The sequence below is a fragment of the Mesorhizobium sp. M0991 genome (genome assembly GCF_040318915.1).
Lineage (GTDB): Bacteria > Pseudomonadota > Alphaproteobacteria > Rhizobiales > Rhizobiaceae > Mesorhizobium.
Genome location: NZ_JAMYNE010000016.1, coordinates 93,725 through 108,431 on the forward strand (window position 1 = coordinate 93,725; position 14,707 = coordinate 108,431).

General features: G+C 62.9%; 14 protein-coding genes. 1 reads left to right on the forward strand and 13 read right to left on the reverse strand.

Annotation, left to right across the window (positions count from 1 at the left end):
- Positions 1–5: 5 nt before the first annotated feature.
- From NKH70_RS22465 to NKH70_RS22525, 13 genes are all read right to left on the reverse strand, one after another.
- Positions 6–320: a MocE family 2Fe-2S type ferredoxin gene (locus NKH70_RS22465; RefSeq protein ID WP_352912671.1), complete on the reverse strand. Its 315-nt coding sequence runs from the start codon at positions 318–320 to the stop codon at positions 6–8.
- A gap of 29 nt (positions 321–349) precedes the next feature.
- Positions 350–1,438 (reverse strand): fatty acid desaturase family protein, encoded by a 1,089-nt coding sequence (locus tag NKH70_RS22470; RefSeq protein ID WP_352912670.1) that lies wholly within the window; start codon positions 1,436–1,438, stop codon positions 350–352.
- 91 nt (positions 1,439–1,529) lie between these two features.
- Positions 1,530–2,711 (reverse strand): aldose 1-epimerase family protein, encoded by a 1,182-nt coding sequence (locus NKH70_RS22475; RefSeq protein WP_352912669.1) that lies wholly within the window; start codon positions 2,709–2,711, stop codon positions 1,530–1,532.
- Between the two features lie 34 nt (positions 2,712–2,745).
- The gene (locus NKH70_RS22480) at positions 2,746–3,528 is read right to left on the reverse strand and encodes an ATP-binding cassette domain-containing protein (RefSeq protein WP_254820537.1); all 783 of its coding nucleotides are present in this window, start codon (positions 3,526–3,528) and stop codon (positions 2,746–2,748) included.
- Entirely contained in the window at positions 3,525–4,505 is a 981-nt protein-coding gene (locus NKH70_RS22485) for an ABC transporter permease (protein ID WP_352978855.1), read from the reverse strand. Before NKH70_RS22485 ends, NKH70_RS22480 begins: the two co-directional genes overlap by 4 nt.
- Positions 4,506–4,590: 85 nt before the next feature.
- Entirely contained in the window at positions 4,591–5,532 is a 942-nt protein-coding gene (locus NKH70_RS22490; RefSeq protein ID WP_352717007.1) for a sugar ABC transporter substrate-binding protein, read from the reverse strand.
- A 37-nt stretch (positions 5,533–5,569) separates the two neighbouring features.
- Positions 5,570–6,484, reverse strand: a complete 915-nt coding sequence (locus NKH70_RS22495; protein WP_352717008.1) for a sugar phosphate isomerase/epimerase family protein — start codon at positions 6,482–6,484, stop codon at positions 5,570–5,572.
- Between the two features lie 26 nt (positions 6,485–6,510).
- Positions 6,511–7,599 carry a Gfo/Idh/MocA family protein gene (locus NKH70_RS22500; protein WP_352912667.1) on the reverse strand — a complete coding sequence of 363 codons (1,089 nt, stop codon included), beginning with the start codon at positions 7,597–7,599 and terminating at the stop codon, positions 6,511–6,513.
- Between the two features lie 35 nt (positions 7,600–7,634).
- Positions 7,635–8,696, reverse strand: a complete 1,062-nt coding sequence (locus NKH70_RS22505; protein WP_352717011.1) for an ABC transporter ATP-binding protein — start codon at positions 8,694–8,696, stop codon at positions 7,635–7,637.
- A gap of 1 nt (position 8,697) precedes the next feature.
- On the reverse strand, positions 8,698–9,789 hold the full coding sequence (locus NKH70_RS22510; protein ID WP_352717012.1) for an ABC transporter ATP-binding protein: 1,092 nt from the start codon (positions 9,787–9,789) through the stop codon (positions 8,698–8,700).
- The gene (locus NKH70_RS22515; protein WP_352717013.1) at positions 9,786–10,745 is read right to left on the reverse strand and encodes a carbohydrate ABC transporter permease; all 960 of its coding nucleotides are present in this window, start codon (positions 10,743–10,745) and stop codon (positions 9,786–9,788) included. Before NKH70_RS22515 ends, NKH70_RS22510 begins: the two co-directional genes overlap by 4 nt.
- Positions 10,742–11,602 (reverse strand): carbohydrate ABC transporter permease, encoded by an 861-nt coding sequence (locus NKH70_RS22520; protein ID WP_292661980.1) that lies wholly within the window; start codon positions 11,600–11,602, stop codon positions 10,742–10,744. Before NKH70_RS22520 ends, NKH70_RS22515 begins: the two co-directional genes overlap by 4 nt.
- Before the next feature lie 79 nt (positions 11,603–11,681).
- Positions 11,682–13,295, reverse strand: coding sequence for an extracellular solute-binding protein (locus NKH70_RS22525; RefSeq protein ID WP_352978859.1), 1,614 nt, complete (start codon positions 13,293–13,295; stop codon positions 11,682–11,684).
- Positions 13,296–13,668: 373 nt separating this feature from the next.
- Here NKH70_RS22525 and NKH70_RS22530 point away from each other — a divergent pair, with 373 nt between their 5' ends.
- On the forward strand, positions 13,669–14,700 hold the full coding sequence (locus tag NKH70_RS22530) for a LacI family DNA-binding transcriptional regulator (protein WP_352912666.1): 1,032 nt from the start codon (positions 13,669–13,671) through the stop codon (positions 14,698–14,700).
- Positions 14,701–14,707 lie beyond the last annotated feature (7 nt).

Here is a 14,707-nt window from a genome sequence, read left to right on the forward strand (position 1 = left end):
GCCCGTCAGCCAATCTGGATCATCACCTTGCCAGCTTCGACCTTGACTGGATAGGTCGCGAGATTGACGCAGACGGGAGCGCCCTTGGCCTGGCCGGTCTTGTAATTGAAGCGGCCATTGTGCTTGGGGCATTCGATGATGTCGTCCATGACCAGCCCGTCGGCCAGATGCGCCTTCTCATGCGTGCAAAAACCGTCGGTGGCGAAGAATTCATCGTCCGGCGAACGGTAGATTGCGAAGGTGCGGCCGTCATGGTCGAAGCGGATGACATCTTCCTCTTCGACATCGTCCACGGCGCACGCTTCGACCCAATCGGCCATTTCTATCTCTCCCGAAATTCCTGCGGTGCCTACTCAGCCGCTGCCGACATGTTCACTTCGTGGAACTCGCCACGATAGGGCCGTGCCGTCGGTGGCAGTTCGCGCTTGAGGAAATAATCCTCGTATTTGAGCTGCCTGAGCAGGACCGGCCAGACCTCGCGATAGGCATGCCATATCGACGGGTTCGGCTCAGGCAAATCGTGCTTGATCAATTCATGCAGCCTGGGCAGCGCGTGATACGGCACCATCGGGAACATGTGGTGTTCGACGTGGTAGTTCATGTTCCAGTAGATGAACCGGCTGATCGGGTTCATGTACACGGTACGGGTGTTGAGCCGGTGGTCGACGACATTGTCGGCCAGGCCGATATGCTGCAGCAGGCCAGTCAGCACCATGTGCCAGGTGCCGTAGAGGCGCGGCACGCCGATGAGCACCACCGGTATCCACGACCGCATGAAAACGGCGAGCGCGATCGTCGCGATGTAGATGACGATATGCCAGCGCGCCGCGATGACGGCCTGGCGCTGTTCCATCTCGGGAACGTAGCTTTTCTCGTCGGGCGTCAGCTTGCCGAACGCCTGGCGTACCAGTGCCGGAAGCGAATAGCGGAAATCGAGGATGCCGGTGAAAGCCAGCGCGGCGCGCAACAGGTCCGGCGGTCGCATCACGGCGATCTCTGCGTCGCGGCCGACGATGATCGTGTCGGTGTGGTGGCGGGCATGGCTCCAGCGCCAGGTCACCGGGTTGCGCATCAGCATGAAGCTGGCGATCTGGTAGACGACATCGCTCATCCAGCGCGTGCGGAAGGCAGTGCCATGGCCGCATTCGTGCCAGCGCGAGTCGCTGGACGAGCCGTAGAGCACGCCGTAGACGAAGAAGAACGGCAAGCACCACCAGGTGCCCCAGAAATAGATGGCGCCGGCGGCGGAGCCGAGGATGGCGACGATCCAGATGATCGTGTCACGGATCGCCGGCGCGTCTGAGCGCTGCATCAACTCCTTGATCGCCTTGCGGGGGACATCCGTGTGGTACCACTCCGCCGAGGCCAGTCCCGTCTCGATCGCGATCCGCGTGCTTTCGCCGACCAGGCTGTAATCGCGCTTTACCGTGCCAGCCATTGTGACCTCCAATTCCTGATCGGCCGCGAGCCCTCCCCGCTCCGGCCGGAGCCAGCCTCCCAACTGGTGTCCCGTATCGTCCTCGCCCTTATCACGACCTGCCTCCAAGAACAGGAAAATGGCCCGACGGCCGCGGGTAGTCCTCTCGCGGTTGTCTGGCAATCGCCGCGATCCGGCTTTCGGCTGCGGCGATCTCGCCGGCGCCGTCGAGGACCCGGAACACTGCATCGTAGGGGCGACTCTCGCCGTGCTCCAGCCAGATCATCTCGCCGCGTTCGCGCGCGGCAAGATTTCCCAGCACATGATGCGTCGACGGCTCAATCCCAAGCGCGTACTGCCCAGCCTGGAAATTCTGCCATTGGTAGGCGCAGGGCAATTGGTCCTTGCGCGTGACCACCTCGAAGCCGAGGCCGAGCCTGTCGTTGACCACCGCCACCGGGACCTCCCCGGTGCTGCCAGCGCCGAGTTCGTGCTGCCAGACCTGTTCCTTGAATCCCAGTTGCGGCGCCGGCACCGTGCGGTAGCCGACCTTCTGCGCTTCATAGTGCTCGCCGGCATGCCCGGCCCAGACGACGTCGCGGATCGGCGCCAGGTAGCGCGAACCCTCGTCGAGCACCGGATGGCTGACATTGATGTGGTAGAAATACATATGCGGCGTCCGGTTGAAACCGTGATTGACGACACGGTCCGAAAGCCGGATCTCGTTGCCGCCGACATCGGCCTCGATCCGCCGCAGCAGGTACAGATCCTCGCCGAAGACGGTCGATTGCTGGACGATGCCTTCGGCCCACAACACGCAGCGGTCGCCGTCCCAGGTCTCGCCATAGCCGGTCAGCCGCGCCGGGATGGTGCTGATACGGCCATGCAGCGAGTGGCGCACCGTCTTCTTGGGCGGGTAGTTGTAGGTGTCGGCCGGTACCTCGTTCATGAACAATATATGGTCGAGGCCGCAGGTCAGCAGAAGGCCGGAAAACGACCGCGCCCAGGCCAGCCCCTCCTCGCCTTCATACTCGTGCAGGCCGGGATGGCGAAAGCCGCTCGGCGAATGCCAGCCGATCGCCTGGCCCCTGAAGTCGCAATCGGCGATATCGAGCGCCCGGTCGACCAGCGCGGTGAAGCGCAGGCCCGAGCCGGTGCGGAATTCGAGCATGCGGATGCCGCGCTCGATGCCGTCACCAAGCGTCATCAGCCTCACGCCGGCGAATTGCGACAGCATGCCCGAGCGTTCCGAGACCTGCCGGCGCGACAGCGTCTTGCCGTAAAGCTCTACCATGTGACGGCCAGTTCTTTCACTTTGCTCCCGTCCTTCACTTGGCTCTCGTCTCCTTGAGCAGGGCCGACATGTCGGCGCCGGTGATGATGCTTTCCACGGTCAGCAGATCGGTGTCGGCGACCGTCTGCTCGGCGACGATCTCGCCGCGGCGCATGACGATAATGCGGTCAGCGACCTGGAAGACGTGATGGATGTTGTGGGTGATCAAAAGCACCGAGTGACCGGCGTCGCGCACTTCCTTGACGAAGCGCAGCACGCCGTGCGTTTCCTCGACGCCGAGATTGTTGGTCGGCTCGTCGAGGATGATGACCTTGGCGGCGAACTGCATGGCGCGGGAAATGGCGATCGACTGGCGCTCGCCGCCCGACAGCGTGCTGACCAGCGCATCGGCGTCGAGCTTCTTCGAGATGCCGACGCGCTTCAAAAGTGCCGAGGCAGCATCGCGCAATTGGGCGAGATCGAGCGGCGCGAACACACCCAGCCATTTGAGGTTGACCGGCTCGCGGCCGAGGAAAAGATTGCGCGCGATGCTGAGGTCCGGTGCCAGCGAGGTGTCCTGGTGGATGGTCTCGATGCCGAGATCCATCGCATCTCGCGTCGAGCGGATGGAGACCTTCTGACCGCGCACATAGATGTCGCCGCGATCGACGGGAAAGACCCCGGAGATCGCTTTGATCAATGTCGATTTGCCGGCGCCGTTGTCGCCGAGCAAGGCCACCACTTCGCCCTCGTTGAGCGTGAAGGAGGCGCTCTTCAGGGCGCGGACGCTGCCGAAGGATTTTTGCAGGTTCTGCAGCCGAAGCACTTCCATGATCAGCTCCTGGCGGCGTTCTTCTGCAGCAAAGCGTGCAGGATGAGCATGGCAAGTATGATGACGCCGACGAAGATGTTGTAAGCGAGCCCAGGCACGCCGATCAGCACGATGCCGTTGCGGATGCTGCGCAGCATCAGCGCGCCGACGATGGTGCCTAAAATGGTGCCTCGCCCACCGGTCAGCGCGGTGCCGCCGACCACCACCATGGCGATCACTTCGAGCTCGTAGCCGGTGCCGGCCACCGGCGAGGCGGCAGAGATGCGGAAGGCGCTGATCATGCCGGCGAGACCGGCCAGCGCCGAGGTCAGGATGAACAGCCAGATCTTGACCGCATCGGCCGGCACGCCACGCGCCACAGCAGCGTTACGGTTCGAGCCGATAGCGCTGATCCAGTTGCCGAGCTTGGCGTAGCGCAGCACATAGATCGCCAGCAGCGACAGGCCGATGAACCACCACAGCGAGGTATAGAAACGGAACGTTCCGATACTAAAGCTGCCGGCCAGCAGCGTCACGAAGAAGCCCGGCTGGTCCCAGGATTTCAGCGGAAACCCTTGGGTGATGTAAAGCGCTGCCCCACGCACCACCAGCAGCATCGACAGCGTCACCAGGAAAGACGAGATGCCGATCTTGGTGACGATCAGCCCGTTGATCGCACCGATCGCTATGCAGAGCAGCAAGCCGGCCAGCAACGCCACGCCAATATCAACCCCGCCGTTCTGGACCAGCAGCATGACCACGACCGGCGCCAGCCCGAACACGGCGCCAACTGAAAGGTCGAACTCGCCCGCCGTCAGAAGCAGCGTCATGCCGAGCGCGATGATGCCGAGCTCGGGCAGAAACGCCATCATGTTGGAGATGTTGAGCGGCGACAGGAAGTTCGCGTCGGCGATCGCAAACACCGCCAGCAGGACGATCAGGATGACGAGCGACGAGAACTGCGGCGAGCGCATCAGGCTCGACCTGCGTTTGGCACGCGGCATTTCCTCTTCTGCGGCAATTGTCATGACAGCTTGGACCATATCTCAGGGTGACGCACGCCGCCTGCGCGGCGGGCGTCAATTTCAATCACTTGTTGTAGAGTTTCAGGATCGGTTCGACGCTCGAGGCGTCGTAGAGGCTGAACGTGTGGATGTCGTAGCCGATCGGTTCGCCAGCGGCGGCCAACCCGAGCAGCGCCACCGGCATGAAGCCCTGCGCCGACGGGAACTGCCAGGCAGCCGCGTTGACGAAACCGGCCTTGACGGACTCGGCCGTTTCCTTCGAATTGCCCCAGCCGACGACCGGAATCTTGCCGGCCGGCACGCCGGCGCCGTCGAACACCCGCTTGACGCTGGCCGCTACGGAATCGCCGAGCGCGATGATTGCCGGCGGGTTGTTGGCGACCATGTAGTCGGTCATCTTGGCGATGATGCCGGCCGGATCGGTGCCGCAATCGACCACGTCATATTTGATGCCGAGCGGATCGAAGACGCTGGCAATGCCTTCGGTCTCGAGCTGCTGGTAGCTGGCGCCCGGCACTTCGACCGGCAGGAACACCTTGTCGCCCTGCTTCACCATCTTGTGGTCGACCAGATATTTCGCCCAGATGACACCGGCTTCCTTGAGATCGGCGCCGACATAGGCTTGCCGGCCGGTTGCCGGATCGTCGGTATTGAAGAACACGATCGGGATGCCGGCCGCCTTCGCTGCCTTGACCTCCTCGGTCCACAGGCCGGGCTGCGCCGAGGTGGTGGCGATGCCGTCCGGCTTAGCGGCAAGGGCCGAATTGAAGGCCTCCTTCTGCGCCGCCATGTCGCCGCCGCTGAACGAGATCTTGCAGGTCACCTTGAGCTGGTCGCAGGCCTTGGTCGCGCCGGCATTCCAGTCGATCCAGAAGGCGTCCGACGGGCCGCCATGCGACAACAGGTAAAACGTCTTCTGAGCGTCCTGCGCCAGCGCCGGCGTACCCAGCGCCACACCGGCAAGAACCGTCGCCGCAGCCGCGATTTTCAACGCGAGTTTCAACATTTCTCTTCCTCCCTTGTTTCGTAACCGAGCCGCGCCATCACAGTCCGTTGGCGCGGAATTTTCCGTCGAGGAATTTCTTCGCGCGCGGCACGTCGTCTTCCGAAAGATGCTCGATGATGACCGGGATGTTCGGGTGCTTTTCGGCCAGCCGCTTGAGATAGAGGTCATAATTCAGCGAACCGAGGCCGGGCGCCGGCAGCTCGATCTCGCCGACGCCGCGGAAAGTGTGGCTCTCCAGCGCGTCCTCGTCGCCGATGTCTGCGTGCTTTTCCGACTTGTCGCCGCCGGAGCGCTTGACGTCCTTGGCGTGGGCTATCTTGATCTTGTCGGTCAGCGTGTCGAACACCTGGTTCAGGATCTGGTCCATCCTGTCGATGTTGTGGGTTTCGAAATAGTTGGTCGGGTCCATCAACAGGCCGAGGCCTGGGTGGTCGACCTGCGCGAACATCCTCACCGTCTCTTCGACCGAGCCGACGACATTGTTGACATAGGTTTCGAGGAGGAAGACCGCGCCATGGTCATAGGCGGTCTGGGCAAGGTCGGCGATGACCTTGCGGCATTCCTCAAAACCTTCCTCGGTCTTGTTCTTCGGATGATGCACCCAGTCGGACTCGGTGTTGTAGGTACCGGTTTCCGAGATCACGTAAGGGGCGCCGAAATGGCGTGCGTTGCGGATGATCTCCTTCAAATAGCCGACGCGCCTCTCGCGCTCGCCCATATCCGGATGGATGATGTTGGTGTAGCCCGACACGCAGCAGATCGGCAGATTCTCGTCGCGGAACGTATCGCGGACGGTCTTGGCCTTGTCCCTGGTGATCTGCCCGGCCGACAGATCTATGTCCTTGAAATGCAGGTCGAGCTGCACGGTGTTGAAATCGAGCGCACGGATCTTCTGCGCGGTTTCCTTGAGGCCATACGGGAAATAACCCGTGAAGATACCTGCCTGCATCATGGTGTGAAGTCCTCCCTGTAAGTGACTCAGTCAGTTGATATTTCGGAAAGCTTGACCGTCCGGCCCATGTCGATCGAGCGGTAGCCCGCTTCGACCAGCGCCATGGTCTTGACGTTGTCGGCGATCGAGAGCGCCGGCGGCTCGCCCATCTTAACCGCGTGCTGGAGCTGCTCCATGACGCCGATGAAGGCATGCGGGAACCACATCGTGTCCCAGCTGGGCGTCACCCATTCACCACCGGTGGTCTCGGTCGAGGCATAGGTCAGCGTCGACGCAGCGCCTGTCGGCCAGCCGATGGTGCCCTTGGCGACGCCCTTGGTGCCGTCGACGCGCCAGTTGATGTGCTGGTCGTCCTTGTAGCCCTCCTGGCGCGGACCGGACCAGACATCCTCCAGCGATACGGCAAGCACGCCGGACGGGAACTTGATCGTCGACACGGTGATGCCGTCCGAATGGTCGAAGCGGGTGCGCGGGTCCTTGCGGGTCAGGGTGGTGATCTCCAGGGGATCGCCGAACAGGAAGCGCAGTACGTCGAGATGGTGGACGCTCATATTGGCGAGCGTCAGGCGGTCATAGTCCTCGAGGAAGCTCTGCCAGTGCGGGATCGCATGCATGTCGATCTGGGCGAAGACAATGTCGCCGAGCGCGCCGCTGTCGATGATCTGCTTCAAGACGCGCATCGACTGGTCGTAGCGCATGTTCTGGTTGACCGAGAGGATCTTGCCTGCCTTGGCCGCCTCGTCGCGCAGCTTGATTGCCTCGTCGAGGGACAGCGCCAATGGCTTCTGCGCCAGGATAGCCTTGATATGCTCCTGCTTGAGCGCATGACGGATCAGCGCCGGCTGCTGGTCCGGCGGAAAGGCAAGGTCGATGATCTCGACGTTTTTGTCCTCGATAAGCTGTTCCGGCGTATCGTGGACGGTCGGGATGTCCCAGCGTTTGGCGACCTTCTCGGCGCTGGCCTTGGTCCGCGAGGCAATCGCCACCACGGGGAAACCGGCTTCCTTGTAGGCGGCAAGGTGACATTCGGCCATGATCATGCCGGCGCCGACGCAGCCGATCCTGTATTCCCTGGTGCGGACTTCAACGTCCGGCTCGAAGCCGTTGCTTGCCATATGTTCCTCCCGAAGCTCGTTTCTTGCAGCCACCGTCATCTTGCCAGCGCTCCCCCGCTTTGCCCGAAATAATGCACCCTGCCCGGCTCGCAGGATATCGCCACCATCGCGTCCGGCCTGATGTCCGGCTGGCCGCGTAACAGCGCCCGCAGACGCGCCTGCCCGGCGGCGAGCGTCACTACGGTGTAGCCGCCGAGCGGCTCGACCTCGAACACTCGCGCCGGGCGGCCCGCGCCCCCCTCCGACCAAGCCTTGACCTTGATGTCTTCCGGCCTGAGTCCAATTTCGACGGCATCGGCCGGCGCCGCCTTATCCGCGATGCGGATCGTGCCTTCCGCCGCCTCCACGCCTTCAGCGCCGTGCACCGACTTCAATATATTCATCATCGGCGAGCCGAGCAGCCGCGCCACATAGGTGCTGGCCGGCCGGTCATAGATCTCGGCAGGCGCGCCGATCTGCCTGATCTTGCCGCTCTCCAGTATGGCCATGCGGTCGGCGACCGACATCGCCTCTTCCTGGTCGTGCGTGACATAGATCAGCGTCTTGCCGAGCTCGCGCTGGATGCGCTTGAGCTCGACGCGCGTCTCCTCGCGCAGCCGGGCGTCGAGCGCCGAGATCGGATCATCCATTAGATACGCGACAGGATCACGCACCAGCGCACGGGCGATTGCCACACGCTGCCGCTCGCCGCCGGAAAGCTGCGCCGGCGGTTTGTGCAGGATATGTCCGATATGCAGCTTAGCCGCGACCTCGGCGACGCGTTTTTCGATCTCGGCTTCTGTCACCTTCCGCTCGACCAGCGGAAAGCGGATATTGTCGCGCGCGCTCATATGCGGAAACAGCGCCAGGTTCTGGAACACCATGGCGACATTGCGCTCCGCCGGCGACACTGCGTTGACCGGCCTGCCGCCGATCAGGATCTCGCCTGTGTCCGGGGTTTCCAGCCCGAGCACCAGACGGAGTATCGTCGACTTGCCCGACAGCGGCGGGCCAAAGAAACAGAAGAATTCGTTGTCGTCGACCGTGAACGAGGCGTCGTCGACGGCCAGCGTGCCACCATAGTGTTTCGTCACATTGCGGAAAACGATATCAGCCATCTCAACCTGCTCTCAACGCAAGGCCGGAAGCGGCGTCGAAGACGCGCACCGCCTCCGCCGCAGGCGCGACGACAGCTGTCTGCCCGATCGCCAGCCCGACATCATTGTCGAACACCGCCTTCACCGCAGTCTCGCCGTCGCCAAGGTGGATGATGGTGCGCGCGCCGATCCGCTCGACGAAACTCACCGGCATGGACAGGCCACGGCCGCCTTCAGCCAGCGTCACCTGCTCCGGTCGAAAGCCATAAAACACTTCGCCGCGCATCCGGCGTGCGGCATCGGCGATCTCGACCGGCAGCGGCGGCGTCGCCCCGAGTGGGCCGAGATCGACGACCAGGCCACGGTCGCTTTCCGCCGGCCTGCCCCTGAGCAGGTTCATGCCCGGCGCGCCGATGAAGCGGGCGACGAAGACATTGGCCGGATTGTTGTAGACCTCGAGTGGCGTGCCGACCTGCTGCAGCACGCCGTGATCCATCACCGCGATGCGGTCGGCCATCGTCATGGCTTCGAGCTGGTCGTGGGTGACGTAGACCATGGTCTGCCGGAACTGCCGCTGCAACTGCTTCAGTTCGGTCCGCATCACTGCCCGGAAGGCGGCGTCGACATTGGAAAGCGGCTCGTCGAGCAGGAAGATCGCCGGCTCCATGATCGCCGAACGGCCGATCGCGACCCGCTGCAATATGTTGACCGACAGCCTGTCCGCCCTGCGGTCGAGCAGCGGCGTCAGTTGCAGCATCTCGGCAATGGCGCCGACACGGCGGTCGATCTCGGCCTTTGGTGCGCCGCGCATTTTCGGCCCGTAGGCGAGGTTCTGCCGCACGCTCATATGAGTGAAGATCGCATAGTTCTGGAAGACGAAGCCGACGCCGCGCCGCCCCATCGGCACGCCGGCCATGTCGCGCTCGCCAAACAGGATCTTGCCGCTGGTCGGCTCTTCCATGCCGGCGATCATGTTCATCGTCGTCGACTTGCCGCAGCCCGACGGTCCGAGCAGCGCCATGAACTCGCCGTCGGCGATGGCCAGATCCATCGTCTTCAGCGCGGTGAAGTCGCCGAATTTCTTGACCAGGTTCTGCAGGTGGATGGTGCTCATGCCGCCACCTCGCGTACCCGGGCCATACGTTTCATGGCAAACACCGCGGCGATGGACAGCACGATCAATATGGCCAGCGCGATTGCCGCCACATAGCCCCAGATCAGGTCCTGGGTAGTGAGCTTGTAGATGTAGACGGAGATGGTTTCGGTAGCGACGCCGGGACCGCCGCCGGTCATGATGTAAAGCGTGTCGAAGATCTTGAAGTTCTCGATCACCCTGATCGCCAGAGCGATGATGATGATCGTTTTCATCTTCGGCAGCACGATGGTGACGAAGCGCTGCCACGGGTTGGCGCCGAGCAGCCTCGCCGCCTTGATCTGGTCCTCGGGCACGCCGACCAGACCGGCAAGCAGGATCAGGAACATCAGCGGCGTCCACTGCCAGATGTCGGCGATCATGACGGCGATGAGAGCCAGCGTCGGGTCCGACAGCCAGGCAATGGTGACGGGAACGCCTGACATCGCCGACAGGATGTCGTTGACCGGGCCGCCCGACTGAAACAGCATGAAGAACATGTAGCCGGCCACCGCCGGCACCACCATCATCGGCATCAAGAGGATTGAGTAGAAGATCCGCTTGCCGGGAAACTCGTCGGCAAACAGCGTCGCGAGCGCCAAGCCGAGCAGGAACTCCGCCGGCACGCAGACGATCATGACGATGGTCGTGCGCTTCAGCGCACTCCAGAAGCGCGCGTCCGCGGCAAGGTCGGTGTAATTGGCGAAGCTATTCCACATCGACCAGGCATTCCACCAGCCGGTGCCCGACAGCGGCGACCAGTCGGTGAGGCTGATATAGAGCTGCATCAGGAGCGGGAAGACGGCGATGAACAGCACCAGGATCTGCGCCGGCAGGGTCAACCGGAAGCCGAGCCGTGCGCCCTCGTCCGGCAACACCGATGCCGCCTTAGAGGCTTGCATGTCGCCCTCCGAAATCGTGGCTGTCACCGCGCTCATTGCTTGAGCGCCCCGAAGGTCAGCCCGCGCACTAGATGGCGCTGGATGGCGATCCCCATGATCACCGGCGGCACCGCGGCGATCAGGCCGAGAGCTGCCTTGGCGCCATAGAGCTGTCCGGTCATCGAGGAGGACAGCGAGGCCATGTAGACGGGGACCGTCACCCATTCGCGCGTCGTCAGAAGCAGCGCAATCAGATAGTCTGACCAGTTGAGGATGAAGACGAACAGCGCGGCACTGGCCAGCGGCGCGCGCATCATCGGCAGCGTGATGCGGGTGAAGACGCGCCATCGCGAACAGCCCTCGACCAGCGCCGCCTCCTCGATCTCGCGCGGCATGTCGTCGAAGAAGGTCTTCATCAGCCAGAAGGCGAAAGGCAGCGTGACGATGCCGTAGATCAACGACAGCCCCCACCAGCTGTCAGTGAAGTTGAGAAAGGCCCACATGATCATCACCGGGGTCATGACCGCCATCGGCGGAAACAGGCGAAGCTGGATCAGCGCCAGCGGCAGGTTCTGGCCCGAGCCGAAGCGCGACAGCCCGTAGGCCGCCGCGGTGCCCGCCGACATGGCGATTGCCGTGCCAAATGTGGCCGACAGCAGCGACGACAGGATCGGCTTCAAAGCCGTGCGGTCGAGCGCGACGATCAGATTGTTGGTCGATTCACCGAAGACGAAGCGGAAATTGCTGAGTGTCGGGTTCTTCGGCCACCAAGTCAGGTCGGCGCCGGTCGCCGACCATTCGGCGATCGGCTTGAACGCCATAGACACCATCCACAGGATCGGCACCAGCGTCACCGCCATCGCCGCAAAGATTGCGGCATAGCGGAATATCTCGAAAGGAACTGAACGCTTCATCTTGCGGCTTCGCTGGAGTCTTTCGTTGCCGAGGGGAAGAGCGACCGCTCCTCCCCTCCTTGGTAGGATCCTGGAAGGATCAGGCGATTGGATCGAGGACGGTGGGCCAGGCCTCCTTGTTGGTCTTGATGGCTTCGAGAAGCTTCTCCTCGCCGGTACGGCGGGCAATCTTCTTCCACTCGGCCTCGGTGTCGGCCATCGCCTGCTCGGCCGTCTTGGCCTTGGTCAGCGCGGCGACGAGGTTCTCGTCTAGCGCGTTGTGGAAGGCGGTGGCGCCGGGATAGTTGATGGTGGGCACGGTGCGGGCGACCGTCTCGCGCACCACGTCCATGTGGTAGGCATGATAGGTCTGGCGAACCAGCGGATCCGAGAAATCCGATAGCCGGAACGGATCGAAGTAGCCGCCCGGATTGGCGGTCATCCAGGCGTAGATGCGGCTTGAACCCAGCCACTGTAGGAACAGGTAGCAGGCCTCCGGGTTCTTGGCTTGCGAGGAAACCGACGCCGACAAATTGAGCCACAGCACCGACCGGCTGACCAGCTTGCCGTCGATCTCGCGGCCCGGTGGCAGCATCGAGCCGATCTTGCCGGTGACAGCTGAATCCTTGTTGCCGGCATTGTCGAGGAATTTCGGCAGATTGGAGAAGGCGCAGGTCATGGCCGCACCGCCCTTTGCGAAATTGCCGTACTGCTCCGGCCAGCCCCAGGAGATCGCATCCGGCGAATGATGCGAAAGCGAAGCAATGTACTCGTTGGTCGCCGCGATACCTTGCTCCGAATTGATCAGCGGCTTGCCGGTATCGTCGAACAGGAACTGATTGGGCGAAGCCATTGAGACATAACGCTGATACCAGTTGGTGTAGCCCCAACCCTGGTTGCGCAGATCGGTCGAGCCGAACAGGCCCTTGTCCGGGCGCTGGAAGAAGGCCGCGATCTCGTCATGCTGCTTCCAGGTCTTCGGCGCCGCCAGTTCATACCCGTATTTGTCGGAGAAGGCCTTCCTCTCGTTTGCGTCGCCGAACAGATCGGTACGGTAGACCCATGTCTGGAAGTCGCCATCCAGCGACACGCCATAGGTCGAGCCGCGATACTGGTTGAGCAGCGACACGCCCTTGGCACCATTGACGTAACCACGCTCGGGATCGTCCCATTCCGGCTTGTACTGCGCGACGAAGTCGTCGAGCTTGAGGATGCCGCCGGTTTCGGCGAGGTCGCCAAGACGGTTCCATTCGACCGCGTAGATGTCATACGCCCCACCCTTGGTGGAGATGTCCTGCATCGTTTTGGTGAATTCCTGGCCGTTGGGCACACCGACGATCTCAAGCGGAATGCCGGTTTCCTTCTCCCAGAGATCTTTGATCGACGGCGCGCCGGCCGGAAACGGCTGGGTCAGCTGGCCGATCGAGCCGTCGGACAGGCCAAGTACGATCTTGGCCGGCGCCTTGCCGGCGCCCTTCATCGCCTTGGCCGCCTCGATGGCGCGACCCTCGGGCGTGTCGGCGCCATATTGATAGCGCTCCGAGCCGTCGAAGCCCGTCGGGCCACCGATCATGCCGGGCGCCAGGGCATCGGCCGCATAGGCCCGGCTTGGGCGAATGAATTTCGGTGCAATACCTGCGGCGGCAACAAGGACCGCCGCCTTTCCACCGGATGCCAGCAAACGGCGCCGCGACACGCGGATCAAATTCCACATTGGAACTCCTCCCTCAGGGCCTTGTTCCTCCATGGCCCTTATGATGGATATTGACGGCACTATACGAAGGCTGTCAACATCATAAATAATCAAGACACCTCATAACATCTCATGGGAGGGGAAGGATGGCGTTTATCAAGGCTCTCACACTGAAGCCGGTGCTTGAATTTGAGGGAGCCCGGCTACCCACCTCCCCGCGTTGGTCCGCTTCGGCATTTTGGTGTAGCGCGGCAGCTTGCGCATCGGCCAAGGCTGGTTACATCATTTCCCATCAGAATCGCGGCTGGCGATGAAGCCGCCGCTTCGACAACGGACCCATGAAATGCGTGATCTCGATGCGCCCCTGGCACATTTTGGAATGAGGTGATCTACAGTGCGGTCCACCCTGACAGACATAGCCCGGGAAGCCGGCGTTTCCGCCGCCACGGTCGACCGTGTGCTCAACAACCGCGCCGGGGTCAGGGCGCGCACTCGCGAGGTCGTGCTTGAAACGGCACAGCGGCTTGGCTATATCGCTGAAAATTCGAATAATCCGAGCTCGCTCAACGCGCTGCGCGGTGAGGTCATACGGCTCGATTTCGCCCTGCCCGCCGGCACCAATTCCTTCATCAAGATGCTGCACCGCCAGATCGAGGCGCAGGCGCAGGCGCGGCCGGACCTCGACGTCCGCGTCGCCACCATCGAGGGCTTCAATCCGGACCGGCTCGCCCGTCTGCTGCAGGAACTGCACGGGCAGACGCAGGGCGTCGGTGTGATCGCGCTCGACCATCCAACGGTGCGCGAGGCGATCCGCTCGCTTTCTGCCAGCGGCGTCAAGGTCGTCACCATGGCTTCCGACATCCTGCATGTGCCGAGGGTCGCCTATATCGGCATCGACAACCGCGCCGCCGGCCGGCTCGCCGGCTACCTTCTCAACCGCTTCATGGGCGCCGGGCGTCCGGGCAAGGTCGCGCTGTTCGCCGGTTCGCTCTCCTACCGCGGCCACGAAGAGCGCGAGATGGGCTTCCGCCACATTCTGGCGGAAGAATCGCCCAATCTGCAGATCGTCGAGATGCGCGAAATGCTCGACGATCGGGAGAAAGCCTATTCGGAGGCTTCCGCCCTGCTGGACCGGCACCCGGACCTGGCCGCCATCTACAATGTCGGCGCCGGCAACACCGGCATCGCCCGCGCACTCAAGGAGCGCGGGCGCGCGCTGTCGACGGTCTTTCTCGGCCATGAGGTAACGGAAGGCACCAAGGAGCTTCTGCTCGACGGCACGCTCGACGCGGTCATCGACCAGAACCCGCGCGTCGAGGCCCGCGAGGCGCTCAACACCTTGACCCACGCGGTCAGGGGGTTGCCTTACGAACTGCACCAGCCACGGCTGCAAGTGATCTTCAGAGAGAGCATTCCGGAGATCTGAACGGAAC